This window comes from Thalassiella azotivora, from assembly GCF_054781695.1.
This window is the reverse complement of record NZ_BAAGTX010000004.1, coordinates 44,631-69,768: the sequence shown is the minus strand read 5'-3', so window position 1 is coordinate 69,768 and position 25,138 is coordinate 44,631. Positions and strand designations below refer to the sequence as shown.

The following is a 25,138-nucleotide window of genomic DNA, read 5'->3' as shown; positions in this document are numbered from 1 at the left end:
TCCGTACCTGGCCGGACGGGCGGCGCGGCGGGAGCATGGCGGGGACACCACAGGGGGTGGACGGAGGAGGTCGCCGTGCCACGCATCACCGGCTCGGTCGTCATCGACGCCCCGGCGGAGGTCGTGTTCGACACCGTCGCGGACGAGCGCAACGAGCCCCGCTACAACCCTCGGATCGCCCGCGCCGAGATGCTCACCCCCGAGCCGGTGACGGCGGGCAGCCGGTTCCGCGCCTGGCCCCGCGGCGGCGGGGAGCGGGCCGGCATGGACGTCACCCTCGTCGAGCACGACCGGCCGCACCGGCTCGTCACCGCGGTCCGGTCGCGGTCCCTCGACGTCGACGGCGTCCTCACGGTCCGCCCCGGACCCGCCGGCACGGTCCTCACCTGGGACTGGTCGACCCGCCCCCGGGGAGCGGCCCGGCTGCTGACGCCCCTGCTGGCCCTCGTCGGCCCGCGCTGGGAACGCCGCAACTGGGTCGGTCTCAAGCACCACCTCGAACGAGGGGCACCACCCGCAGCGCGTGCGTGACACGGCGTCTCGTCCCACGATGAGCGGATGCCCGACACCCGATCCGGCCGGCAGGGGGTCGTCGCCTCGCTGCCGGCACTGCTCTCCCGCCACCCCCGGTGGGCGCTCGCCCTGCGCGTCGCGGTCGCGGCGGCGATCGCCTGGCAGGTCGCGCTGCTGCTGCCCGACCCCGCCGGCGACTACCCGTACTACGCACCCCTCGGCGCCGTGGTGGCGTCCTCGGTCTCGCTCGCGGGTTCGGCGCGCGAGTCGGTGCAGGCCGTCGCGTCCATCGCGCTGGGCGGCCTGATCGCCGTAGCCTCCGACGCGCTCCTCGACGTCCCCGGGCCGTTCATCATCGCCGTCGTCGTGGGCCTGGGGGTGATGGCCGCCGGGTGGGAGCGCCTCGGGCCGATGGCCAGCTGGGTGCCGACGGCCGCGCTCTTCACCCTGGTGATCGGTGGCGGAGAGACGTTCTACGTGGGCGTGTACGCGGGGCTGGTGCTCCTGGGCGCGCTCGTCGGTCTGGCCATCACCGTCGTGGTGCCCCAGCTGCCTCTCGCCCCCGCGCAGGAGGCGGTGGACGTCGTCCGGACCCGCCTGACCGACCAGCTCACCGAGCTCGCCGAGGCGCTGGCCGGGGACCGGCCGCCCGACCGCGAGGAGTGGCAGCGGCGCGAGCTGCGGATCAGCCCGCACCTGAACCGGATGCGCGCCGCCGTGGCGGAGGCCGAGCAGGCCACCCGCGCCAACGTCCGCGCCCGCCGGTACCGGTCGGCGTTCCGCGCCCTGCGCGCGGAGGCCACGGAGCTCGACCGGGTCAGCGGTCTCGTGCTCGACCTGGTCGAGGTCCTCGCCGAGACGGAGCGCGCGGGCAAGGACGAGGTCGCCCTGGGGCCGGCCCTGCGTCCCGCCACCTGCCGGGCCCTCAATGCCGCGGCGGAGGTGCTCGGGACGGTGGACGCGGGCGTGGCCGACGGCGACGCGGTGACGACGGCGAGGACGCGCCTGGCCGAGCTGACCGACCAGCTCGACGAGCAGCGCAGCACCGAGGTCCGCGGCGGGGGCACCCTCGTCGCCGGGTCGGTGGTGACGACCCTGATGCGGATGCTCGACCGCGTCGACCCCCGACTCGGAGAGAGCACCGAGCCGACGAGCAGCGAGGACGGCAGCACGCCGGCGTGACCGCCGACCGGGTGGTCTCACCGCACGTCCTGACCACGGTCACAGGAACCACCGAATGGTCCTGTGCGGAGGGCGACCACGCGGTTACTGTTCGACCACGGTGCGTGCGGGCGCCGGGCGGGCGACAGGGTCGGGGGTGGTGGCCGTGACGGGCGAGCGACCCCTCGTGCACGCCTGCGGCCAGGTTCCCGCGCTGCGCCGCCTCGCCGACCTGGCGGCGCTGGTCCTCGACGCGGACGCCGGCCACGTGCTCGTCCCCGCCGGTCCCCTGCTGGGGGACGCACCCGGTTGCCCGCACCCGACGACCGCGGGCTGCCTCGACCGGGCGGCGGACGCCGTCACCGCGGGTGAGCCGGCCTGCGACGACCACGTGCTCGCCGTCCCCGCCCAGACCCGGGACAGCGGCCGGACCGGCGCCGTGGTCGTCGTCTCGACCGCCCCCCGCACCTGGCACGACGGCGACGTCCGGCGGCTGCAGCACGTCGCGGCGACCGTCGCCGCGGAGGGCGAGCTGCTGCGCGAGGTGCACGAGCGCGCCGAGCAGGGCCTGCGGTACGAGATGGCGATGGCCGCCGCCCGGATCGGCACCTTCGACTGGGACCTGCGCACCGACGAGGTGGTCTGGGACGACCTGATGGAGCAGGTCTTCGGGTACCGGCAGGGCACCTTCCCGACCCGGATCGAGGCGTTCTGGGCGCGCGTGCACCCCGACGACCGGACCGACCTCGAGCGCGCGGTCCAGGACGCCATCGACGCGCGCGGTGACTACGCGGCCGAGTACCGGGTCGTCCTGGACGACGGCCAGGTGCGCTGGGTCAACGCCCGCGGCAGGGTCGTCACCGACGCCGCCGGGTCACCGCTGCGGCTGGTCGGCGCCGGGTACGACGTGACCGCCGTCCGGTCCAGCAAGGACGAGGCCGTCGCCGTGCTGGAGGCGATGGCCACCGGCTTCTACGCCCTCGACCGGGACTGGACCGTCACCTACCTCAACGCCGAGGGCGAGCGCATCCTCGACCGCACCCGCGACGAGGTGCTCGGCCGCCCCGTCTGGGAGGTCTTCCCCGACGCCGAGGAGCTCGGCCACGGCAGCCGCTACCAGCTCGCCATGCGCACCCGGCAGGCCCAGCACTTCGAGGAGTACTACCCGCACCTGGCGGCGTGGATGGACGTGCGCGTCGTCCCGAGCCGGCGCGGGCTCGGCGTGTACTTCCTCGACGTGACCGCCCGCCGCGTCGCGCAGGAGCGGGCCGAGCGCGCCGCCGCCCGCGCCGAGCTGCTCTCCCGGGTCAGCGCCGCGGTGGCCTCGACCCTGGACCCGCTGACCATGGTCGCCGAGCTACCCCAGCACATCGCCCCGGCGCTCGCGGACTGGTGCGTCGTCACCGTCAAGGAGGACGACGGCACGCTGCGCGACCTCGGGTCGTGGCACGGCGACCCCGCCCAGCGCGACCTCGTGCACCGCTACACGGTGCTGCGGGCGCCGGTGCTGCGTACCTCCTCCTACATCACCCGGGCCCTCGTCACCGGGGAGACCGTGACGATCCCGGCGCGCGCCACCGAGCGGATCACCGAGGTGCTGCAGGGCCAGGACGAGGCGGCCGAGGTGCTGCGGCGCCTGGCCCCGGAGCAGGTCGTCCTGCTGCCGTTGCGGGCGCACGGCCGGACCACCGGCCTGCTCAACGTGTTCTCCGGCCGGGGACGTCACCTGCTGGACCCGGAGAACCTGGCCACCATCACCGAGGTCGCCCAGCGGGCAGGGGTCGCGCTGGAGCACGCCCGGCTGTACGACCTGCAGCGCCGCCTCGCGGAGGGCCTGCAGCGGGGGCTCCTCACGCCGCCGCCGGAGACCGACGACCTCGACATCGCGGTGCGCTACCAGCCGGCCGCGGAGGCCGCGCAGGTCGGCGGCGACTGGTACGACGCGTTCGTCCAGGCCGACGGCTCGACGATGCTCGTGATCGGCGACGTCGTCGGACACGACACGGAGGCCGCGGCGGCGATGGCGCAGGTCCGCAGCCTGCTGCGCGGGATCGGCTACCACTCCGACGGCTCGCCCGCGCAGGTCCTCGCGGGGCTGGACGACGCGATGCGCGGCCTGCGCGTCGAGACCACCGCGACCGCCGTCCTCGCCCGCCTCGGACCGGTCGAGGACGGCGGCGCGCGCCGGCTGACGTGGTCGAACGCCGGCCACCCTCCTCCGATCGTGGTCGGGTCCGACGGCCGCGTCGACGTGCTCACCGGCACGACCCCGGGGCTGCTGCTGGGCATCAAGCCCTCCACCCCGCGCGCGGACACCGAGGTGGTGCTGCGGCCCGGGTCGACGGTCCTGCTCTACACGGACGGCCTGGTGGAGCGGCGGCGTCAGTCGCTGGACGAGGGGCTGACCCGGCTCGTCGACAGCCTCGGCAGGTCGCACGCGGCGCCGGTGGACGAGCTGTGCGACCGGTTGCTGTCCGAGCTGCTGCCGTCACGTCCGGAGGACGACGTGGCGCTGGTCGCCGTCCGGCTCCGCGGCTGACCCGCCGGTCCCGGCGCGCGGTCCCGCGCCCGCGTCAGGACCGACCGCACGCGCCGCGGCGCGCGCTCCGCGAGCGCCCAGTACCCCACGCCGGCGGCCAGCGACGCGCCCACCGCCACCGCGGGGTGGACGGCGACCAGCGGCGGGTAGACCAGCCAGTGCACCAGGTAGACGTACAGGGACGCCGACGCCACGTACCCGACGACGCGATGGGCCCGTCGCGGCACGGGCAGCGCGGGCACCCACGCCAGCAGCAGCACCCCGCCGAGGATGATCGCGTCCCGCACCGGGTCGTCGAAGAACCCCGGGACCGTCAGCGCGGCGACGGCCGAGACCAGCACCCGCCGAGGGACGGTCCGGGCCCGGGCCACCGCCCAGCCGAGCGCGAACAGCCACAGCACCGGCATGGGGTGGGGGACGCCGACCCCGACCACGTCGTACCGGGCGAGCAGCCCGACGGCCAGCAGCCCCACCGGGAACGCGAAGGGCGCGCGGCGCTCGGCCCGGTCGGCCCACGGCACGGCCAGCAGGGCGACCACGGCGAGGAGGACGTAGACGAGCACCTCGACGAACCAGAACCGCCACTGCGTCGTCCACGTCTCCGGCCCGACCAGGGCGTTGAGCAGCAGGACGTTCGCGCTCGAGTAGTCGTCCGTGACGAGGTGGGCGAACGCGATGAATGCGACGCTCGGCACGACCACGCGCCGCAGCGACCGCAGCTGGCGGCGCAGCCGCGGCCACCGGTCGCCGCTGAGCTGGAAGCGGGCGAAGTTGTACCCCGCCACCGCCATCAGCACGTGCGCGCTGCCCTTCCAGTCGAACAGCGCCGCGTGGGTGCCGACGATGAGGACGATCGCCACGGCGCGGACGACGATGCTCGTCTCCAGCGGCGCCGCCCAGCGCTCGCGCCACCGGCGCAGCGGCCCGGGCGCCGGTGCGTCCGCCGTGGCCAGGGCCAGGGCCTCGAGCTCCCGGACCGGTGTCAGGTGCCACCCGGCGGGCAGGGTGCCGAGGACCTCCTCCAGCCGGACCGAGACCTCCACGTACGACAGGGAGTCGCCGCCGAGCCCGACGAACGTGTCGTCCCCGTCCACGGGCGCGTCCAGGCACGCCGCGAGGACGCCGCGGACGGTCGCCGGCCGCGACCCGCCCGCCGTCCCCGGCAGGTCGGGGGACGACGCCGCGCCGCCGGGGGCCAGCGACAGGACCGCCGCGGCGTCCGGCTTGCCGTTGGGCAGCCGCGGCAGCTCGGGCACCAGCACGACGGTGACGGCCGCCCGCGGCAGGCCGATCTCCCCCGCGAGCAGCGCCGCGAGCACCGGGGCGTCCCGGTCCGCCCCCTCGACCGCGACCACGAGCCGGCTGTCGTCACCGGTGGCCGTGGCGCGCAGGCCGAGGTCCGCGAGCACCCGCTCGACCCGCCCCAGGTCCACCCGCAGCCCGACCACCTTGAGGAAGCGGCTGCGCCGCCCGACCACCTCGTACAGGCCGTCGGGGTGCCGGCGCGCGAGGTCGCCGGTCCGCAGCTCGTGGACGGTCCGGCCGAGCGTCAGGTCGTCGGGCCCGGCGGCGTACCCGAGCATGACGTTCGGCCCCGTGTACACGAGCTCGCCGCGCTCCTCGCCCGCCGGCGTGGGCACCCCGGCCGACAGCTCCGGCGCCGGGTCCAGCCGGAAGGCGCCTCCGGGCACGGGCACCCCGATGGTCGACGGCCGCTCGGCGGCGAGCGACGGCGGCAGGTACGCCATCCGGGCCGTCGCCTCCGTCTGCCCGTACATGACGAACAGGTCCCAACCGCGCTCGCGGCCCAGCCCGGCGTACCGGCGGACGGCGTCCGGGGCGAGCCGGCCGCCGGCCTGGGTGACGTAGCGCAGGGACGGCAGGTCCATCGCGGCGAAGCCGACCCGGTCGAGGAGCTCGAACGTGTACGGCACCCCCGCCAGCGACGTCGCCCGCACGCGGCGGAACAGGTCCCAGAAGCAGGGGTCGACGACGGACGCCCCCGTCAGCGCCACGGTCCCCCCACGCAGCAGGTGGGTGTTGAGCACCGACAGCCCGTAGCAGTACGCCAGCGGCAGCGACGTGACCGTCCGGTCGGCGTCCGTGAGGCCCAGGTACCCCGCGATCGCCTCGGTGTTGGCACGCAGGTTCTCCACGGACAGCCGGACGGTCTTCGGCGACCCCGTGGAGCCCGACGTGCTGAGCAGCAGCGCCAGGTCGGGGTGCAGGTCGTGCGCGGACCCGGGACGGCGCTCGTCGAGCACCACCCCTGCTCCGTCGGGCCGGGCCACCACGTCCGGGTCGTAGGCGGCGAGCAGCGCGCCGACGGCGGCCGGCTTGTCGGCGGGGGCGAGCAGCACCGGGTGCCCACCGGCGAGCGCAGCCAGGTACGCCACGACGGTCCCGACGTCCGCTGCCGCGGGCAGCAGCACGAGCCGCCGGGTCGGCCCCAGCCGCGCGGCGACCGCATCGACCCTGCGGGCCAGGTCCCGGTACGAGACCTCCCCGTCGGCGGTGACGAGGGCGACCCGGTCACCGTGCCGGTCGAGGTCGGTGGCGAACGGCACCCGCTCCGGGGCGAGGGGACCGACGGCGGGCGCGCTCACGGGGTGCTCACGACGCGCCGACCGGGTGCTCGCGGACGGCCGCGGCGTCCCCGGCGGGGAAGAACGACACCGGCCCGGCGACGACGAGACCCACCTCGTCACCGACCGCCGGCACCGGGCCCTGGGTGCGGCACAGCACGGGCGTGCGGGGCGCCCCTGGCCCCAGCAGCTCGAGGCGGACGCTCGCGTCGTGACCGTAGAAGGTCGTGTCGACCACCCGCGCGGCGACCCCGCGCCCGGGCGAGGCGACGTGCACCTGCTCGGGTCGGACGGCGACCTGCCCGCGGGCGTGCGCCCCGGCCTCCCCCCGCAGCAGGGTGAGCCGCCCCAGCGGGGTGTCGGCGACGCCGTCGCGGACGGTGGCCGGCAGCACCACCGCCTCACCGACGAACGTGGCCGTCCGGACGTCGACCGGCTGCCGGTACAGCACGTCCGGGGCGGCGGCCTGGACGACCCGCCCGTCGCGCATGACCGCGACGACGTCGGCGGTGCTCAGCGCCTCCTCCTGGTCGTGGGTGACGAGGACGCCGGTCGCCCCCGCCGTGCGCAGCGCCGTCCGGACGTCCGCGCGCAGCGCCGCGCGCAGCCCCGCGTCGAGGGCGGAGAACGGCTCGTCCAGCAGCACGACGTCCGGGCTGGGGGCCAGCGCCCGCGCCAGCGCGACCCGCTGCTGCTGGCCACCGGACAGCTGCGACGGCATCCGCTCGCCGAGGTCCGCCAGCCCGACGAGGTCGAGCAGCTCGGCGACGCGATCGCGGCGGGCCCGTCCGGCACCTGCGCCGCGCCGCGGCAGCCCGAAGGCCACGTTGCGCGCGACCGTCAGGTGCGGGAACAGCGCCCCCTCCTGGGGGACGACGCCGACCCGGCGGCGCTCCGGCGGGACCCCCGACGGCCCGTCGACGACGACCCGGTCGCCGACGAGCACCTGACCGGCGTCGGCGTCCTCGAAGCCCGCGACGACGCGCAGCAGGGTCGTCTTGCCGCACCCGGACGCCCCGAGCACCGCCGCCATCGCCCCGGACGGCACGTCGAGGTCCACGCCGCGGAGCACGGGCACGTCGCCGAACGCCTTGTGCAGGCCGCGCACGGTCAGCCGCCTCATCGGTCTCCTCCTGTCAGCGTCTGCGCCGCCGGCGCCGTCGGCACCGTGGCCGCCCCAGGTGCCGCGGCGTCGCCCAGCAGCCGGGCCTGCACGCGGGCGAGCACGAACGTCGGGACCGCGGCGAGCAGCACCAGGGCGACCGCGTACGGGGCGGCCGCGGCGTACGCGCCGACCCCGGTCTCGGTCCACAGCCGGGTGGCGAGGGTGTCCACGCCCGTGGGGCGCAGCAGCAGGGTCGCGGGCAGCTCCTTCATCGCGCTGAGCAGCACCAGCGCGAACCCCGCGGCCACCCCCGGGCCGGCCAGCGGCAGGGTGACCTCCCGCAGCACCCCGGACGGCGTGCGGCCCAGGGAGCGGGCCACCTCCTCCGCGCGCCGGGGGCTCTGGGCGACCGCGGCCCGCACGGACCCGATCGCCGCGGGCAGGAACAGCACCGCGTACGCGATCACGAGCAGCGGCGTCCGCTGGTAGATCGGCGTGGCGTACCGGACCCCGAGGAACACCAGCGCGAGCCCCACGACGATGCCGGGGACGGCGTGACCGGCGTACGAGGCGTGCTCCAGCAGCCGGGTGCCGCGGTGGGACCAGCGCGCGGCCAGCGTGCCGACCGGGACGGCCAGGGCGGTGGCGACGACCGCGCCGAGCAGCGCGACCCAGGCGGTCGAGGCGGCGGCGGGCACGAGCTCGGCCCAGTCGACGCCCGCGGACCGGCCGCGGGTGACCCAGTACGCCAGGACGGCGGCGGGCACACCGAGCGCGAGGCCCACCACGGCGGTGGTGACGGCGAGGGCGAGGGGCGCGGCCCGGCCGAGCCGGGTGTCCCGGGGGGCACGCGCCGCACCGGACCCGACCCGGGCCTGGTCGGCCCGGCCCCGGCTCCGGGCCTCGGCGACCGTGATGCCGACGGTCACGGCGACGAGCACCAGCGACAGCACGGCGGCCGGTGTCCGGTCGAACGACGCCGTGTACGACGTGTGGATGACGCGCGTGAACACGTCGTACCGCATCAGGGACGGGGTGCCGAAGTCGCTGAGCGCGTACAGGGCCACGAGCAGGGCACCCGCCGCCGCGGCCGGGCGGGCGACGCGCGCCGTGACCGCGACGGCGGTCCGCAGCGTGCCGTACCCGAGGGAGCGCGCGACCTCCTCCAGCGCCGGGTCGGCCCGGCGCAGGGCGGCCGACACCGGCAGGTACACGTACGGGTACGTCGTCAGGGTCAGCACCAGCCAGGTCCCGGTGAACCCCGAGACCCCGGGCAGCACGGAGATCCACGCGTACGCGGCGACGAAGCTGGGGACCGCCAGCGGCAGGGCCACCACGACGGACCAGGTGCGCCGCCCGGGCAGGTCGGTGCGCGTCGTCAGCCAGGCGAGGCCGACGCCGAGGGCGACGGTCGACGCCGTCACCGCGGCCGCCAGCGTCAGGCTGCGGACGACCAGCCACAGGGTGCGCTCGCGCCACAGGATCCGGACGACGTCGTCCAGCCCGGCCTCGCCGGCGCGGACCAGCAGGTACGCGACGGGCAGCAGGGCGACGCCGGCGGCCACGGCCGCGGGCACGACGAGGACCGCCGGGGGGCGTCCCGACCTGCCTCGCGCGCGGCGCCGGCGCGCCGGTGCGGCGGGTGCCGCGGTGGTCAGGTCAGCCCCACGTCCTCGAGCAGGGCGAGCGTCTCCTCGAGCGAGTCGAGCGCGTTGAGGTCGACCTGGAAGCCGGTGTCGGCGTCCAGGGGCTCGAGGTCGTGCTCGGTGGAGGTGACGCCCTCGACGACCGGGTACTCGGCGGTGGTGTCGGCGAAGTACTGCTGGGCCTCGTCGGACAGCAGGTACTCCACGGCCGCCTCGGCGCGGTCGGGCACGTCCGTGCCGGCGAGCACGCCGGCGCCGGCGACGTTCACGAGGGCACCGGGGTCGTCGCTGGGCAGGAAGCGCAGCCGCGCGTTGACGGCGTCCGCACCCTCCTCGGCGACGCGCTCGTACCAGTAGTAGTGGTTGATCAGGCCGACGCCGACCTGGCCGGAGTCGACCGCGTCGAGCACGGCGATGTTGTTGTCGTAGGTCTGCGGCTCGAGCTCGACGAGGCGCTCGAGCCACTCGCGGGCCCCCTCCTCGCCGCGGTCGACGCGCAGCGCGGTGACGAACGACTGGAAGGAGGCGTTCGTGGGGGCGACGCCGATCTGGCCCCGGTAGCGCTCGTCGAGCAGGTCGTCGATGCCGGTGAGCTCGGCGGCCTGGGGCGCCTGCTGCGGGTCGTACGCCACGACCCGGGCGCGGGCGGACGTCGCCACCCACCGGCCGTCGGCGTCGCGGTAGCGCTCGGGCACCCGGTCGAGCAGCTCGGTGGGCAGCTCGGCGAGCATGTCGGCGTTCTTCAGCGCGCCGAGCGCGCCGGCGTCCTGGGAGAAGAAGACGTCCGCGTCGGTGCGGTCACCCTCCTCGAGCAGCTGCGCGGCGAGGTCGCTGGACCCGGCGTAGCGAACCTCCACCCGGCCGCCGACGACCTCCTCGAGGTCCTCCAGCAGCGGGCCGACGAGGTTCTCGTTGCGGCCGGAGTAGATGGTCAGCGCCGCCTCCTCCTCGGTGTCCGTACCGGCGCCCGTCCCGCAGGCGGCGACGGAGGCGGCGACCGCCAGGGCGAGCGCGGCGACGCGGGTACCGCGGGAACGGCGCATGGGTGGAGGACCTCCGGCGAGTCGGTGGGCACGCGACGGGCGCGCCGCGTGGACGCGCCCCCGCAGGAGATGCTAACGCAGGCCAGGCTTTCCTAAGTCCGGGACCTTGGTCACTGCCGCGGACGGGTGCGCGGCGGGACGCACACGTCGAACGCACGTCGGACGCACGCCGGGACGCGCGAGGACCCGTGACCGACGTGGTCACGGGTCCTCGGTGCCAGGCGCAGGAGCGGTGCGCTCAGCCCTTCGTGTGCTTGCCGTTGCCGCCGCGGTTCGTGCCGGCGCCCTCGTCGGTCTTGTCGGCCTTGTCGGCCGACTTGGCGACGTCAGCGGGGGTCGGCGTCCCACCGGTGGTGGCACCGCCCGCGGACCCGCCGCTCGGCGCGCCGGCGCCTGCGGAGCCGGAGGTCTTGCCGGCAGGCCGCGTGGACCCGGTGGACCCGCCCTTCGGGGCATCCTCGCCGGACACCGGCGCGCCGGGGACCTGCGCGTCCGAGCCGCCCGTGCCGCCGTCGTCCAGCGCGGCGCCGGCGGCCCCGTCCTCCAGGCCGTCCGGGACGGGGGTGCTGACGTCGGTCGACTTGCTCGCCAGTGAGCCCTCGCCCAGACCACCGGACGACGCGCCGGTCGGGGAGCCGCCCGACCCGCTGAGCCGGGAGGACGGGGACGTGCCCGTCGCGGTGACCCACGGGTCGTCCGTCGGCTGGCTGCGCTTCCACGCCGCGTAGCCGGCACCCGCGCCGGCTCCGAGCACGGTGAGCACGAGCAGGACCTTGCGCTTGCTCCGCTTGGGCTTCGCCCCCTTGCGGGCGGCCTTCGCGTGCTTGCCGGCGGCGGACAGGCCGGCCTGGCTGGCGGTGCGGGCCTCCTCCGTCTTGACGGCGGCGGCCGCGGCGGCGGCGCTGACGGCCTCCACCAGCCGGGGCAGCAGGTCGTCGACGATCTTGTCGCGGGTGGCGTCCACCCTGGGGGCGAGCGCCTCCGCGGCGTGCTCGACCTTCGGTGCCGCCTTCGTCACGCCCTTGTCGCGGGCCTTCTCGATCCGGGGGGTCGCCCACTCGCGGGCGACCTCGGCGGCGTGGACCGCGGACTCCTTCGCGTGGTGCGCGGTCGGGCCGACCCGGTCCCCGAGCGCTCCCGCCCGGGCCCTGAGCAGGTCCGCCTGGGCCTGGGCCTGCTCCGCGGCGCGTTCGCTACGGCTCTTCGTCCGGAACACACATCCTCCCCTCGGGTCCGAGCGGCTCCCGGACCACGGCCAGGGGTCCATCCTGCCCCCGTCCGGCCCACCTCGCCCACCGGGAGCCGCGACCCGGCGGGCGTGCGAGGATCGGCGCATGTTCGCGACGCTGCACACCAACCACGGCGACATCCGCATCGAGCTCTTCCCGAACCACGCGCCCAAGACGGTGCGCAGCTTCGTGGGGCTCGCCCAGGGCACCCAGGAGTGGAAGGACCCGAAGTCCGGCCAGACCCGGACCGACCCGTTCTACGACGGCCTGACCTTCCACCGGGTCATCAGCGGCTTCATGATCCAGGGCGGGTGCCCGCTCGGCACCGGCACCGGCGGCCCGGGCTACGAGTTCGACGACGAGATCCACCCCGAGCTGACCTACGAGAAGCCCTACCTGCTCGCCATGGCCAACGCCGGCAAGCGGATGGGCAAGGGGACGAACGGCTCGCAGTTCTTCATCACCGTGTCGACGCCCATGCACCTGCAGGGCAAGCACACGATCTTCGGCGAGGTCGCGGACGCCGCGAGCCGCGAGGTCGTCGACACGATCGCGGCGCTGCCCACCGGTCCGATGGACCGCCCCGTCGAGGACGTCGTCATCGAGCGCGTGACCGTCGAGGGCGCGGACGCCCCCGCCCAGGCCTGACAGCCACCGGATGACCGGTCCCGACCCGGCCGCCGCGCCCGGGGTGCCGTACTGCCCACGGCACCCCGGGCGCGAGTCGTACGTCCGCTGCCAGCGCTGCGAGCGACCGGTCTGCCCGGAGTGCCAGCGGCAGGCCGCCGTCGGCGTGCAGTGCGTCGACTGCGTCCGCGACGCCGCCCGGTCGGCGCCGCGCACGGTCACGGCGCTCGGCGGCCGCCAGCACGACGGCCGGCCCGTCGTCACCTGGTCGATCATGGGCCTGTGCGTCGTCGCGTACCTCGCGCAGCTCGTCGTCCCCGGGTTCACCGAGCGGTTCATGCTGGTCCCCGCCTGGTCGTCCGCCGAGCCCTGGCGGCTGCTGACCTCGGCCTTCCTGCACTCCGACGGCTGGCCGCTGCACATCCTGTTCAACCTGTACGCGGTCTACCTCCTCGGCCCGTACCTCGAGGAGCTCCTGGGGCGCACCCGCTTCCTGGTGACCTACCTCCTGTCCGCCCTCGGCGGGTCGGCGGCCTTCGTCCTCATCGCCGGCAGCGTCCAGAGCGGTCCCGGTGGCCCCTTCCTGACCAGCGCCGTCGGCGCGTCCGGTGCGGTGTTCGGGCTGTTCGGTGCGCTCGTCGTCGTCCAGCGACGGCTGGGACGACGGCTCGGTCAGATCGCCGTCGTCCTCGGCCTGAACCTCGTGCTCGGGTTCGTCGTCCCGCGCATCGCCTGGGAGGCCCACCTCGGCGGTCTCCTCGTGGGCGTGGCGTGCGCCGCCGCCCTGGCGTACGTGCCCGCCGGGCCCCGGCGCCGGGTGCTGCAGGTCGCCGGTCTCGTCGTCGTCGGCGTCCTCGTGGCCGCGGCGACGGTCGTCGGCCTGGCGTACGCGCCGCAGTTCGCGCACTAGGACCCACCGGCCGGCCGACGAAAGTCGGGGACGGCGTGGCGGAACGGCCGTCGCCCCCGCACCGGGCCGGCCGCGAGGCTGCGGTCGTGGGGGACGAGCTGCTGGACCTGGCGACGAACGTGGCGGGCTCCCCGTGGCTGGTGCCCGTGCTCGTGCTGATGGCCGCCGCCGACGCCGTCGTCCCGATGGTGCCCAGCGAGACGGCCGTCGTCACCGCCGGCGCGCTCGCGGCGAGCGGCCCGCCGTCCCTTCCCCTGGTGGTGCTGGCAGCCTCGGCGGGCGCGCTGCTGGGGGACCACGGCGCGTACCTGCTCGGCCGGCTGCTCGGACCCCGCGTCCCCCGGCGCCTCGCCGGAGCGCGCGACGTGGCCGCACGCGCCCTGCGAGCGCGCGGCGGGGCCGTGATCGTCCTCGCCCGGTACGTCCCCGGCGGCCGGGGCGTGGTGACCGTCACCGCCGGTGCGACCGGTTACCCCCTGCGCCGGTTCACCCCGTTCGCGCTGCTCGCGGCCCTGAGCTGGGGCACCTACTGCGGGCTCGTCGGCTACCTGGGCGGTCTGGCGTTCGCGGACGACCCGGTGCGCGGCGTGCTCCTGGGCGTCGGGCTCGCCCTGGTCGGGACGGTGGTCGTCGAGGTGGCGCTGCGCCTGCGGGCCCGTCGGGCACGTCGTCGCGCCGCGCCCCCGGATGCGGCCCCCGCGCCCGCGTCACCTGTGGACGACGAGGTTCTCCACACTGTGGACAACCGCTGTTGATGAACCACAGCGGTGTAATTCCACACCTGTGAACAGCGCTGTGGACAACCGGGCGGGGGGCCGGCGCCTCAGCGCCAGCGCGTCGTCATCACGAAGCCGGCCATCACCACGCCGAAGCCGGCGACGAGGTTCCAGCTGCCCCAGCCGGGGACGGGGTACTGCTGCTGGCTGACGTAGAACACGACGATCCACGCCAGGCCCACGACCATCAGGCCGAGCATGACCGGCACGAACCAGCGGGGGTTGGCCTTCGGCCCGGACGACTTCTCCGGCGGGGGGGTGTAGGCGGTCTTGCGGCGGATCCTGGACTCCGGCATGCCGTCCTCCTTCGACTCGTGAGCGGGGCCGGCCGTGTGGTCCACTCGACCGCACGGGGCGCAGTCGCCCCACGACGTCCGTGCGGGGGTGCGACGTCGTCTAGCGTAGTCCGTGGGGCCGCGCAGACCCCGTGACGACGAGCCAGCACCGAGCCATCGCAGAGGAGGAGCCGCGTGGACCACCAGCACGCCCGTCGCGCCTCCCGCCTCGGCACCGCCGCGGTCACCGGCGTCGCCGTCGCCGCCGGCATCCTCTTCGCGACCAGCGCGGGCGTCAGCGAGGGCACGAACCTGCGCAACGACAGCAGCGACCTGCCAGGCCTGGTGCGCGGCGAGGCCGCCCGGCTCAGCGAGCTGGAGGCCGAGGTCGCCGCGCTGCGCGGCGAGGTGCGGGACCTGACCGCCGCGGTGGACGACGCGCAGGTGCAGCAGCTGCGCACGCGGGCCGACGAGCTCGCGGAGGACGCCCACCTGGTCGCCGTCGAGGGTCCGGGCCTCGAGGTGGTCCTGGACGACGCCCCCACCGACGTGCCCGTGCCGGACGGCATCGGGCCCGACGACCTCGTCGTCCACCAGCAGGACCTGCAGGCCGTCGTCAACGCCCTGTGGGGCGCCGGCGCCGAGGCGATGACGCTGATGGACCAGCGGGTGGTCTCCACCAGCGCGGTCCGGTGCGTCGGGTCGACCCTGCGCCTGCAGGGGCAGGTCTACTCCCCGCCCTACGTGGTCCGGGCCATCGGCGACCCCGGCGCCCTGCAGGACGCCCTGGACGCCTCACCGCAGGTGGCGGTGTACCGCGAGTACGTGCGCGCCGTCGGGCTCGGCTACGACGTCAGCCGCCGCGACAGCATCAGCATGCCGGGCTTCGAGGGCGCCCTGGACCTGCAGCACGCCCACGTCGCCTACGCGGCGCCCGGCGACGACTGAGCGACGACTGAGCGACGACCGAGCGACGACTGAGGCAGGGGGCAGGGCACTGGGACGCAGGGTCGAGGGGTCGCGCGGGGTGCGGCCGGGGGACGTCGTGCGCGTCGTCGTCCACGCCGTCGGGGAGCTGTTCATCACCGCCGGCTGCCTGCTGCTGCTGTTCGTCGCCTGGCAGCTGTGGTGGACCGACGTCGAGGCCGACCGCGAGCAGGCGGCGATCACCGAGGCGCTGCAGCGCGAGTGGGAGCAGACCCCCGCCGTCCCCACGCAGCTGCCGGCCGAGCCCGTCGACCACGGGCCGCCACCCGACCTCGAGGCCCCCGCGGACGGGGACGCGTTCGGCATCCTGCACGTGCCGGCGTTCGGGCCGGACTGGCAGACCCGGCCCGTCGTCGAGGGCACGGGACTTGACCTGCTCGAGCGGGGGATCGGCCACTACGAGGGCAGCGCCATGCCCGGGGAGGTCGGCAACTTCTCCCTCGCCGGCCACCGGGTGACCTACGGCCGGCCGTTCCACCAGATCGCGGAGCTGCAGGCGCAGGACGCCCTCGTGGTGGAGACGGCGGACGCCTGGTACGTGTACCGCGTGCGCGAGCACCAGATCGTGACGCCCGACCGGGTGGACGTCGTCGCCGCCGTCCCCGGCGACCCGCAGGCCCAGCCCACCGAGCGGCTCATCACGCTGACCGCCTGCCACCCGATGTACTCCGCCCGGGAGCGCTACATCGTCCACGGGGTGCTCGAGCGGTGGCAGCCGAAGACCGCCGGGACCCCCGCCGAGCTGGGAGGCGCGTGATGTACGGCTGGATCTGGCGGCACCTCCCGGGGCCCGCGCTGCTGCGCGTCGTGCTGGCGCTGCTGCTCCTCCTCGTCGTGGTGTGGGTCTGCTTCGAGTGGGTCTTCCCCGTGCTCGCCCCGTACATGCCGTTCAACGACAACACCGTGGGATGATCCACCGATGAGCGAGCCAGCGCCTCCTACTCGGCCCGTGCGCGTCCTCGTCGTCGACAACTACGACAGCTTCGTCTTCACGATCGTCGGGTACCTCGAGCAGCTCGGGGCCCGGTGCGAGGTCGTCCGCAACGACGTCGTCGAGGCGGAGGCGGCGGACGAGGTGGACGGGGTCCTGCTCTCCCCCGGCCCGGGGACGCCGGCCCGTGCGGGCGTCTCCGAGGAGATGGTCCGCCGGTGCGCCACCACCGGCACGCCCCTGCTCGGCGTCTGCCTGGGCCACCAGGCGCTGGCCGAGGTGCACGGGGCGACCGTCACCCACGCCGAGGAGCTCATGCACGGCAAGACCTCCCGGGTCCACCACGAGGGCACCGGTGTGCTCGCGGGGCTGCCCGAGCCGTTCACCGCGACCCGGTACCACTCGCTCGCCGTCGTCGGCAGCACCGTCCCCGACGACCTCGTCGTCACGGCGCGCACCGGCGGCGGCGTGGTGATGGGGCTCCAGCACCGGGAGCTGCCGCTGTTCGGCGTGCAGTTCCACCCGGAGTCGGTGCTCACCGAGGGGGGGCACCGGCTGCTGGCCAACTGGCTCGAGGTCTGCGGGGACGGCGGTGCCGTCGAGCGCTCGCAGGGCATGGCCCCGCTCGTGCACCGCTGACGGGCGCCGGCGGCCCGACCGGGTCACCCGGGCGGACCCCCGGACCGTGGGGTCGCCTCGCGCTCAGCCGTCGTCGCCGCCACCACCGCCACCACCACCGCCGCCACCGCCAGGCGGCGGCTCGGTGGTCTCGGTGGCCGTCGGCTGGGTGGGCTGCGGCCGGGGCTGCTGGGCGGCGACCACGACGACCGTGCTCGCCTGAGGCACCGCGCCGGGCTGCGGGTCCTGGCTGATCACCGTGTCGGGGGTCTGGTCGCTGTCCTCGTAGCGGAGGTCGATCTCCAGGCCGAGCTCGAGCAGCGCGCGACGGGCGTCGGCCGTCGTCTCACCCGTCAGGTCGGGGAGCTCCACCTCGCCGGTGGAGACCACCAGGTCGACCTCCGTGTCCCGCGCCACCTCGCTGCCGACCTCCGGCTCGGACCGGATGACGGTGTCCCGGGGTGCGCGCACGTCGTTCTCCCGCGTCACCTCGCCGACCGTCAGCCCCGCGTTCTCCAGGGCGGTGCGCGCCGCGTCCTCGGTCAGCCCCTGCAGCTGGGGGACCTGCACCTCGCCGGGGCCGAGCGAGATGACGACGGCCACCTCCGTCCCCTCGGGCACCGTGACGTTCTCCACCGGGTCCTGGGACACGACGGCGTTGGCGGGCACCTCGGGGTCGTTGACCTCCTCGGCCTCCCGGTACGTCAGCCCTGCGCCCTCGATGGCGGTCTTCGCCGCGGCGCGGTCCAGGCCGACGACGCGGGGGACGCTGACGTGCGCGGTCTCGTCGTCCCCGGCGGACCCGAGCAGCTGGTTGACGCCGAACGCGGCCAGCGCGAACACCGCGAGCACGGCCAGCGCGAGCCCGACGTAGGCGCCGGTGCGCCGCTTCGGCGGCTCCTGCTCCGGGTACTCCTGGTACCCCTGGTAACGGTCGAACGCCGCGGTGCCGTGCCCGCCGTCGTCGTAGTCGTCGTAGTCGCGGTACGCCGAGGCGGGGATCGCCTGCGTCGCCCCGGCCGCGGACGCGGCCACGGTGGGCGCCGTGACGGGGCGGCCGGCGAGCGCGGACACGAGATCGCGCCGGAACGCGGCGGCGTCGGCGTAGCGGTCCTCCCGCTCCTTGGCCAGCGCCTTCATCACCACGCGGTCCAGCGACTCGGGCACGTCCGGGTTGAGCTGGCCCGGCGGCGTCGGCACCTCCCGGACGTGCTGGTAGGCCACCGACACCGGGGAGTCGCCCACGAACGGGGGCCGCCCGGTCAGCAGCTCGTACAGCAGGCACCCGGCGGAGTACAGGTCGCTGCGCGCGTCGACGTGCTCGCCGCGTGCCTGCTCCGGGGACAGGTACTGGGCGGTGCCGATGACGGCGTGCGTCTGCGTCATCGTCGCCGAGGAGTCGGAGACGGCGCGGGCGATGCCGAAGTCCATCACCTTGACGTCGCCGTCGTCGGTGACCATGACGTTCGCCGGCTTGATGTCGCGGTGCACGATGCCCGCGCGGTGGCTGTACTCCAGCGCGGAGAGCACCCCGGCGGTCATCTGGACGGCCTCGGCGACGTCGAGCGGGGCGACGGCGTCGTGGTCGGACCCGGCGGGGCGGTGCACCTGGGTCGCGTCGTCGTACGCCCGGGTCGAGCCGGCGTAGGGGTCGGCGTAGGTCTCGGCGTGCGCCTCGCCGTGCAGGCCGCCCGTGCCGCCGTACTCGCCGCCGCTGCGCAGGATCTCGCGCAGCGTCCGGCCGTGCACGTACTCCATGACGATGAACGGGGTGCGCTCCTCGACACCGCCCGGCCCCGTGTGCACGTCCTCGCCGGTGTCGTAGACCGCGACGATGGACGGGTGGTTCAGCGCCGCCGCGGACTGCGCCTCGCGCCGGAACCGGGCGTGGAACGAGGGGTCCCGGGCCAGGTCGGCCCGGAGCATCTTGATGGCGACCTGCCGGCCGAGGCGGGTGTCCCGGCCGAGGTGCACGGAGGCCATGCCGCCGCGGCCCAGGAGCTCGCCGACCTCGTAGCGGCTGGCGAGCAGGCGGGGGTTGCGTCCCTCATCGGGGTTCACGGTGCGTCCTTCGTGTCGTCGTCCGGGGACCCCGGACGGTCGGTCAGCGCCCTCGCCGCGCGGGTGCCGGCGCCGTCGCCGGCGGGCGCGGTGGGCGTCACGGTCGGCTCCCCGCCGGCCGTGCCGGTCGGTGCGGGGGTCGTCGGCGTCGGCGCCGGGTCGCCGCCGCCACCTCCACCTGGCGGGTCGTCGCCCCCGCCGCCACCCCCGGTCGGGGTGGGCGCGGGCTCGTCGCCACCGCCACCGCCGTCGTCGTCGCCCCCGCCCTGGCCGGGCGGCGGCGCCGCGACGACCACGGTCACCAGCTCCCCCACCTGCAGGGTGCCGGACGGGTCGACCGCCAGCACCGTGCCCGGCTCGGCGCCGCCGGAGACCCGGGTCGTCTCGTCGACGCGCAGGCCGAGGCGGGACAGCTCCGCCACGACCTCGCCGCGGGGCCGCCCCTCGTACCGGGACGCGACCACCTCCACGGTCCGCGGCGCGGTGGTGCGGGTCGACGTGGGGTCGGCGTCGTCGTCCTCGGTGGTCGGGGGTGCGCTCGTCGCCGGCGCGGAGGTGGTCGCGGCGGGGGTGGGCGCGTCGCCGGGCTCCCGCTCGTCACCGGAGAAGACGCCGTCGGCGAGGAGGGCGCCCACGACGACGAACAGCAGCAGCGCGAGCAGCGCGAGCAACGGCGTCGTCAGGCGCCGCCGTGGCGGACCCCCGGGCGCCCCGGTCCGCAGCGCCCGGTCCCCGGCGCTGCCCGCCGCGCCTCCGCTCACCCCGGCGCCGGAGGCCACAGGGGCGGCTGTGGTGCGCGTGTCGTCGGTGCCGCGGCCGGGCACCGCCCCGCCGGGCACGACCGTCGTCGCCGCGGTGGCGCGCGGGTCACCGACCGCGGTCGCCGCCCCCGCCGTCCCCAGACCGGCCGCCGCGGCGGCGGTCGCGGGCAGCATCGCCAGCGCGTCGTCGTCCCGCCCCTCCGCCACGGCGTCGGCGGCGTCGGCGAACACCAGGGCGTCCGCGGGCCGCTCCTCGGGCTTCTTGGACAGGCAGGCGGCGACCAGCGCCCGGGCTCCCGCCGGCAGGTGCTCCGGGAGCCTCGGCGGCGGGGTGTTGACGTGCGCCATCGCGATGGCCACCGGCGTCTCGCCCGGGAAGGGGCGCTCGCCCGTGAGCACCTCGTACGCCACGCAGCCGAGCGCGTACACGTCGCTGGCCGGGACGGCCGGGTGGCCCATCGCCTGCTCCGGCGCGAGGTACTGGGCGGTGCCCATCACCTGGCCGGTGGCGGTCAGCGGCACCTGGTCCCCCGCCCGGGCGATGCCGAAGTCCGTGACCTTCAGCCCGCCGTCCGGGGTGACGAGCAGGTTGCCGGGCTTGACGTCGCGGTGCACGACCCCGGCCGCGTGCGCGGCGGACAGGCCGCGGGCGGCCTGCGCCAGCAGGGCCATCGCCCGGCGCGGCTCCAGGACCCCCTCGCGGTCCAGGGTGTCGTTCAGCGGCTCACCGGGGACGAGCTCCATCACCAGGTAGGCGGCGGAGTCCGTCTCGCCGTAGTCGAACACGCCGGCGATGTTCGGGTGCGTCAGGGCCGCCGTGTGCCGGGCCTCGTTGCGGAACCGCTCGAGGAACTTGCTGTCGCCGGTGTACTCCGGCTTGAGGACCTTCACGGCGACCTCGCGACCCAGGACCTCGTCCTGGGCGCGCCACACCTCGCCCATGCCGCCGACGGCGATCCGGTCGGTCAGCCGGTACCTCTCACCGAGGACCTGCCCGCTCGTGGGGTTCACCGCTCCAGCACCGCCTCGATGACCTCGCGCGCGATCGGGGCCGCGGTCCGGCCCCCGGAGGCCTGGTCGCCGGCGCTGCCGCCCTCCTCGACCACCACGGCCACGGCGACCCGGGGCTCGTCGACCGGGGCGAACGCCGTGAACCAGGCGTGCGGGGCGCGACCCTCGGCGTGCTGCGCGGTCCCGGTCTTGCCGGCCACGGACACGCCGCTGACCTGCGCGGCGCGACCGGTGCCGTCCTCCACGACCGCACGCATCATCTGGGTGAGCTGCTGGGCGGTGCCGCTGCTGACGGCCCGCCCCAGCTCCTCGGGCTCGGGCCGGTCGACGACGGAGGCGTCCTCGGCGCGCAGCACCTCGCGGACCATGTTCGGGCGCATCACGACGCCGTCGTTGGCGATCGCCGCACTCACCATCGCCACCTGCAGCGGCGTGACGCGCACGTCGTACTGGCCGATGCCGGCCTGCGCCTCCTGCGGTTCGTTCATGCCCTCCGGGACGCTGCTGGGGGTGACGCGCAGCGGGATGCGCAGGTCCTCGCCGAACCCGAACTCCTGCGCCTGCTGGCGCAGCACGTCGCCCCCCAGCTCCATCCCGAGGTGCCCGAACGCGGTGTTGCAGCTGATCCGCATGGCGTCCAGCAGGGTGACCTGGTCACCGGGGCCACACGCCCGGCCCCCGGAGTTCGGCAGGGTGACGGTCGTCTGCGGCAGGTCCAGCTCGGCCGGACCCGGCAGGACGGACGAGCTGTCGTACCCGTTCTCCAGCGCGGCCGCCGCGGTCACCAGCTTGAACACCGACCCCGGCGGGTACAGCCGGCCGCCGATGGCGCGGTTCTCCAGGGGCCTGGCCGGGTCGGCCAGCAGCGCCTCGAAGGCCGCGACCGCCGCCTGCCGGTCGTGCGTCGCCAGGGCGTTCGGGTCGAACGACGGTGAGGACACCAGCGCGAGCACGTCGCCGGTGCGCGGGTCCAGGGCCACGACCGCTCCCCGCTGGTCGCCGAGGGCGGCGGTCGCCGCGGCCTGCACGGCCGGGTCGATGGTCAGCTCGACCGTCGAGCCCTGCGGCTCCCGTCCCGTCACCAGGTCGGCGAAGCGCTGGTAGAAGAACCGGTCGCCCTGCCCCGTCAGCGTGTCAGCCATCGCGGCCTCGAGCCCGGCGGGCCCGTACACGACGGAGAAGTACCCGGTGACGTGCGCGTACTCCACGGCCTGGGGGTACGTCCGCAGGAACCCGTAGACGTCGTCCACCGGGACGGACTGCGCCACCGGCTGACCGCTCACGACGATCGGGCCGCGCTCGCGCCCGGCCTCCTCGATGATCGTGCGCGTGTTCCGCCCGTCCGCGTCGAGCCGGTCGGCCGCCACGAACGACGTCCACGTGGTGCTGACGAGCAGCGTCGCGAACAGCGCGAACGCCACCAGGGCGAGCCGGCGCAGGGGTGCGTTCACGGCCGACCACCCCCCACGTCGTCCCCGAAGCCGTGATCGCGCGGCTCGCGGCGGCGCTCTCGCGCCGGTGCCCCCGCGGCCGCCGGGACGGCGCTGACCACCTGCGTCGCCGGGTCGGCGGCGCGCTGGTCCACCGCGGGCGCCGGGCGGCGCACGTGGTCGGACACCCGCAGCAGCAGACCGACGATCATCCAGTTCGCGACCAGCGACGAGCCGCCGTAGGCGACGAACGGCATCGTCAGGCCGGTCAGGGGGATGACCCGGGTGACGCCGCCGGCGACGACGAAGCACTGCAGCGCCAGGGTGAACGCCAGCCCACCGGCCAGCAGCTTGCCGAAGCCGTCGCGGGCCCCGATCGCCGTCCGGAAGCCGCGCTCGACCAGCACCATGTACAGCGCCAGGACCGCGAACAGCCCGACCAGGCCGAGCTCCTCGCCGAGGCTGGCGAAGATGAAGTCGCTCTCCGCGTACGGCACGGTCTGCGGGCGGCCCTCGCCGAGCCCGGTGCCGATCAACCCGCCCTTGGCGATGCCGAACAGGCCCTGCACCAGCTGGTAGCTGCCGCCGAACTCCGCGTCGTACACCTCCGGGTCGAACGCGTTCAGCCACGCGTCGACCCGGCCCTGGACGTGGCTGAACAGCGACCACGCCAGCACCGCACCGAGCGCGAACAGGCCCATCCCGATAGCGATCCAGCTGACCCGCTCGGTCGACACGTACAGCAGCGCGACGAAGATCCCGAAGAACAACAGCGACGTGCCGAGGTCGCGCTGGAGCACCAGCACGCCGACGCTGGCGGCCCACGCGATGAGGATCGGCCCCAGGTCGCGGCCGCGCGGCAGCTGCAGCCCCATCACCTTCCGGCCCGCCAGCGCGAGCTGGTCGCGGTGGGTGACCAGGTACCCGGCGAAGAACACGGTCAGCACGATCTTGGCGAGCTCACCGGGCTGGAAGGAGAAGGGCCCGACCCCGATCCAGATCCGGGCGCCGTTGATGGTCTTGCCCAGGCCGGGGACCAGCGGCAGCAGCAGGAGCAGGAAGCCGCCGACCATGGCGGTGTAGGTGTAGCGGCGCAGGACCCGGTGGTCGCGCAGCAGCACCAGGACGACCGCCGCGAGGCCGACGCCCACGGCCGCCCAGACGAGCTGCTTGGGCGCCAGCGGGTCGTTCTCCGGCCGGGTCAGGTCGAGCCGGTGGATCATCGCCAGCCCCAGCCCGTTGAGGGCGGTGGCGATCGGGAGCATCACGGGGTCGGCGTACGGGGCCCGCAGCCGCAGCGCCACGTGCAGGCCGCCGGTGAGCACCGCCAGGCCCAACCCGTACGCGAGCACGCCGGGTGGGAACGCGCCGTCCTGGGCCACCCCGACCATCGCGTACGCGGACATGGCGACGCCGACGGCGACCAGCAGCAGCGCCAGCTCGACGTTGCGGCGGGTCCGGGGGGTGTGCTCGGTGACCGTCGTCATCACTCGGTGCAGTCCTCCGGCACGGGGTCGCCGTACCGGTTGGTGGGGACGGGCGTGCTGGTCGGGGCGGTCGTCGGCTCGCCGCCGGCGGCGGGGGCCGTGGGCAGGGGGGTCGGGTCACCCGTCGGCAGGGGCGTGGGGACGGTCGGCGCCGCGGTCGGCGCGGGGGACGGCTGCCCGGTCACCGGGTCGACCGGTCCGGTGGTCGGCTGGTCGTCGGGCTCGACCGCGGCGCAGACGTCGGAGCGCTGCAGCAGGTTGGTCACGATCCGCCGGGCGTCGTCGAGGTCGTCCGCGGGGATGCCCTCGTCGACCGACTCCCGCCACACGGCGGGCAGGCTGTCCACCGGCAGGTCCTGCTGCTCGTGCAGCCGGTGCAGGCTGACCGGTCCGACGTCCTGGCTCAGCCCCTGGAAGATCGCGACGTCGTCGGCCTCGACGCCGACGAAGTACTGCTGCTGCAGCCACTGCCACCCCGCCCAGGAGCCCGCGGCGAGCACACCGAGGACCACCAGAGCGCCCAGCCCGCGCAGCCACCCGCGACGCCTGGCGACCGGCGGGTCCTCGTCGTCCTCCTCGTCGTCGTCGCCGTCCTCGGCGCCGCGGGACAGCGCGGCCGCGCGGGCGGCCGGGCTGTCCGCGGCGGCGGAGGGACGACGACGGTCGTGCGCCGCCGCGCCGACCACCTGCGGGCTGGACGACGGTGCGCTCGCGGCGTCCACGACGTCCGCCACGATGCACGTGATGTTGTCCTGGCCGCCGCCCCGCAGGGCCAGCTCGACGAGCCGCTCGGCGCAGGCCGCCGCGTCGGGCACCTCGCGCAGGGTGTCCGCGAGGGTCTCGTCGCTGACGAACCCGGAGAGACCGTCGGAGCACAGCAGCCAGCGGTCGCCGACCCTGGCCTCGCGCACCGAGGTGTCCAGCTCGTCGCCGGCGTCCACGTCGCCGAGGACCCGCATCACGACCGACCGCTGCGGGTGCACCTCGGCCTCGTCGGGGGTGATCCGCCCCTCGTCGACGAGCCACTGGACGAACGTGTGGTCCTTCGTCACCTGCGTGAGCACGTCGTCGGACAGCAGGTACGCGCGGGAGTCGCCGATGTGGGCGAGGGCGAGCCGGGACTCCGACCGCAGCAGCGCCGTCACGGTCGTGCCCATGCCGGCGAGGTCGGGGTCCTCGGCGACCCGCTCCTTCATCCGCCGGTTCGCGGCGTGGATCGCGTCCTCGAGGTGCTGCAGGGCGTCGTCCGAGCCGTGGGCCTCGTCGTCCAGCGCGGCCAGCTCGCCGATCGCCGTGGACGACGCGACGTCACCGCCCGCGTGACCGCCCATCCCGTCGCAGACGACGAGCAGGTGCGGGCCGGCGTAGGCGGAGTCCTGGTTGTTCTTGTACCGGCCGAGACCGATGTCCGAGCGCGCGGCGTAGCGCAGGGCGATGGCCAAC

20 protein-coding genes and 1 pseudogene are annotated in these 25,138 nt (G+C 75.7%); 10 read left to right on the top strand and 11 right to left on the bottom strand.

Annotated features, from left to right (window positions below):
* Positions 1–75: 75 nt before the first annotated feature.
* From ACYVQV_RS04090 to ACYVQV_RS04080, 3 genes and pseudogenes are all read left to right on the top strand, one after another.
* Entirely contained in the window at positions 76–531 is a 456-nt protein-coding gene (locus ACYVQV_RS04090) for an SRPBCC family protein (protein WP_461021991.1), read from the top strand.
* A 27-nt stretch (positions 532–558) separates the two neighbouring features.
* Positions 559–1,695, top strand: coding sequence for an aromatic acid exporter family protein (locus tag ACYVQV_RS04085; RefSeq protein ID WP_461021990.1), 1,137 nt, complete (start codon positions 559–561; stop codon positions 1,693–1,695).
* Between the two features lie 55 nt (positions 1,696–1,750).
* Positions 1,751–4,144, top strand: a pseudogene (locus ACYVQV_RS04080) (SpoIIE family protein phosphatase); the annotation flags it as partial.
* On the opposite strand, the gene ACYVQV_RS04075 reads toward ACYVQV_RS04080, so the two are convergent.
* From ACYVQV_RS04075 to ACYVQV_RS04055, 5 genes are all read right to left on the bottom strand, one after another.
* The gene (locus ACYVQV_RS04075) at positions 4,057–6,819 is read right to left on the bottom strand and encodes an AMP-binding protein (RefSeq protein ID WP_461021989.1); all 2,763 of its coding nucleotides are present in this window, start codon (positions 6,817–6,819) and stop codon (positions 4,057–4,059) included. The pseudogene ACYVQV_RS04080 and the gene ACYVQV_RS04075 sit on opposite strands and share 88 nt — an antisense overlap.
* 7 nt (positions 6,820–6,826) lie before the next feature.
* Entirely contained in the window at positions 6,827–7,921 is a 1,095-nt protein-coding gene (locus tag ACYVQV_RS04070; RefSeq protein WP_461021988.1) for an ABC transporter ATP-binding protein, read from the bottom strand.
* Entirely contained in the window at positions 7,918–9,480 is a 1,563-nt protein-coding gene (locus ACYVQV_RS04065; protein ID WP_461021987.1) for an ABC transporter permease, read from the bottom strand. Before ACYVQV_RS04065 ends, ACYVQV_RS04070 begins: the two co-directional genes overlap by 4 nt.
* A 77-nt stretch (positions 9,481–9,557) precedes the next feature.
* Positions 9,558–10,592, bottom strand: a complete 1,035-nt coding sequence (locus ACYVQV_RS04060; protein WP_461021986.1) for an extracellular solute-binding protein — start codon at positions 10,590–10,592, stop codon at positions 9,558–9,560.
* A gap of 238 nt (positions 10,593–10,830) precedes the next feature.
* Positions 10,831–11,808: a hypothetical protein gene (locus ACYVQV_RS04055; protein WP_461021985.1), complete on the bottom strand. Its 978-nt coding sequence runs from the start codon at positions 11,806–11,808 to the stop codon at positions 10,831–10,833.
* 118 nt (positions 11,809–11,926) lie between these two features.
* On the opposite strand from ACYVQV_RS04055, the gene ACYVQV_RS04050 reads away from it, so the two are divergent.
* From ACYVQV_RS04050 to ACYVQV_RS04040, 3 genes are all read left to right on the top strand, one after another.
* Positions 11,927–12,469 carry a peptidylprolyl isomerase gene (locus ACYVQV_RS04050; protein ID WP_461021984.1) on the top strand — a complete coding sequence of 181 codons (543 nt, stop codon included), beginning with the start codon at positions 11,927–11,929 and terminating at the stop codon, positions 12,467–12,469.
* A gap of 10 nt (positions 12,470–12,479) precedes the next feature.
* The gene (locus tag ACYVQV_RS04045; RefSeq protein ID WP_461021983.1) at positions 12,480–13,358 is read left to right on the top strand and encodes a rhomboid family intramembrane serine protease; all 879 of its coding nucleotides are present in this window, start codon (positions 12,480–12,482) and stop codon (positions 13,356–13,358) included.
* Positions 13,359–13,444: 86 nt separating this feature from the next.
* Positions 13,445–14,113: a DedA family protein gene (locus ACYVQV_RS04040; RefSeq protein WP_461021982.1), complete on the top strand. Its 669-nt coding sequence runs from the start codon at positions 13,445–13,447 to the stop codon at positions 14,111–14,113.
* A gap of 68 nt (positions 14,114–14,181) precedes the next feature.
* Here the strand turns inward: ACYVQV_RS04040 and crgA are convergent, their stop codons facing one another.
* Positions 14,182–14,430: a cell division protein CrgA gene (gene crgA, locus ACYVQV_RS04035; RefSeq protein ID WP_461021981.1), complete on the bottom strand. Its 249-nt coding sequence runs from the start codon at positions 14,428–14,430 to the stop codon at positions 14,182–14,184.
* Between the two features lie 174 nt (positions 14,431–14,604).
* Here crgA and ACYVQV_RS04030 point away from each other — a divergent pair, with 174 nt between their 5' ends.
* The 4 genes from ACYVQV_RS04030 (at position 14,605) to ACYVQV_RS04015 (ending at position 16,966) form a co-directional block, all read left to right on the top strand.
* Positions 14,605–15,357, top strand: coding sequence for a DUF881 domain-containing protein (locus ACYVQV_RS04030; RefSeq protein WP_461021980.1), 753 nt, complete (start codon positions 14,605–14,607; stop codon positions 15,355–15,357).
* Between the two features lie 97 nt (positions 15,358–15,454).
* The gene (locus tag ACYVQV_RS04025; protein ID WP_461021979.1) at positions 15,455–16,153 is read left to right on the top strand and encodes a class E sortase; all 699 of its coding nucleotides are present in this window, start codon (positions 15,455–15,457) and stop codon (positions 16,151–16,153) included.
* The gene (locus tag ACYVQV_RS04020) at positions 16,153–16,308 is read left to right on the top strand and encodes a hypothetical protein (protein ID WP_461021978.1); all 156 of its coding nucleotides are present in this window, start codon (positions 16,153–16,155) and stop codon (positions 16,306–16,308) included. Before ACYVQV_RS04025 ends, ACYVQV_RS04020 begins: the two co-directional genes overlap by 1 nt.
* A 7-nt stretch (positions 16,309–16,315) precedes the next feature.
* Positions 16,316–16,966 (top strand): aminodeoxychorismate/anthranilate synthase component II, encoded by a 651-nt coding sequence (locus ACYVQV_RS04015; RefSeq protein ID WP_461021977.1) that lies wholly within the window; start codon positions 16,316–16,318, stop codon positions 16,964–16,966.
* 63 nt (positions 16,967–17,029) lie between these two features.
* On the opposite strand, the gene pknB is transcribed toward ACYVQV_RS04015, so the two are convergent.
* From pknB to ACYVQV_RS03990, 5 genes are read right to left on the bottom strand one after another with little or no spacing between them, the layout of a single operon-like run.
* Positions 17,030–19,006: a Stk1 family PASTA domain-containing Ser/Thr kinase gene (gene pknB, locus ACYVQV_RS04010; protein WP_461021976.1), complete on the bottom strand. Its 1,977-nt coding sequence runs from the start codon at positions 19,004–19,006 to the stop codon at positions 17,030–17,032.
* Entirely contained in the window at positions 19,003–20,778 is a 1,776-nt protein-coding gene (locus ACYVQV_RS04005) for a serine/threonine-protein kinase (protein WP_461021975.1), read from the bottom strand. Before ACYVQV_RS04005 ends, pknB begins: the two co-directional genes overlap by 4 nt.
* Positions 20,775–22,229 (bottom strand): peptidoglycan D,D-transpeptidase FtsI family protein, encoded by a 1,455-nt coding sequence (locus ACYVQV_RS04000; RefSeq protein WP_461021974.1) that lies wholly within the window; start codon positions 22,227–22,229, stop codon positions 20,775–20,777. The genes ACYVQV_RS04005 and ACYVQV_RS04000 overlap by 4 nt, the downstream gene beginning before the upstream one ends.
* Positions 22,226–23,695 (bottom strand): FtsW/RodA/SpoVE family cell cycle protein, encoded by a 1,470-nt coding sequence (locus ACYVQV_RS03995; protein ID WP_461021973.1) that lies wholly within the window; start codon positions 23,693–23,695, stop codon positions 22,226–22,228. Before ACYVQV_RS03995 ends, ACYVQV_RS04000 begins: the two co-directional genes overlap by 4 nt.
* Positions 23,695–25,137: a PP2C family protein-serine/threonine phosphatase gene (locus tag ACYVQV_RS03990; RefSeq protein WP_461021972.1), complete on the bottom strand. Its 1,443-nt coding sequence runs from the start codon at positions 25,135–25,137 to the stop codon at positions 23,695–23,697. Before ACYVQV_RS03990 ends, ACYVQV_RS03995 begins: the two co-directional genes overlap by 1 nt.
* Between the last annotated feature and the right edge of the window lies 1 nt (position 25,138).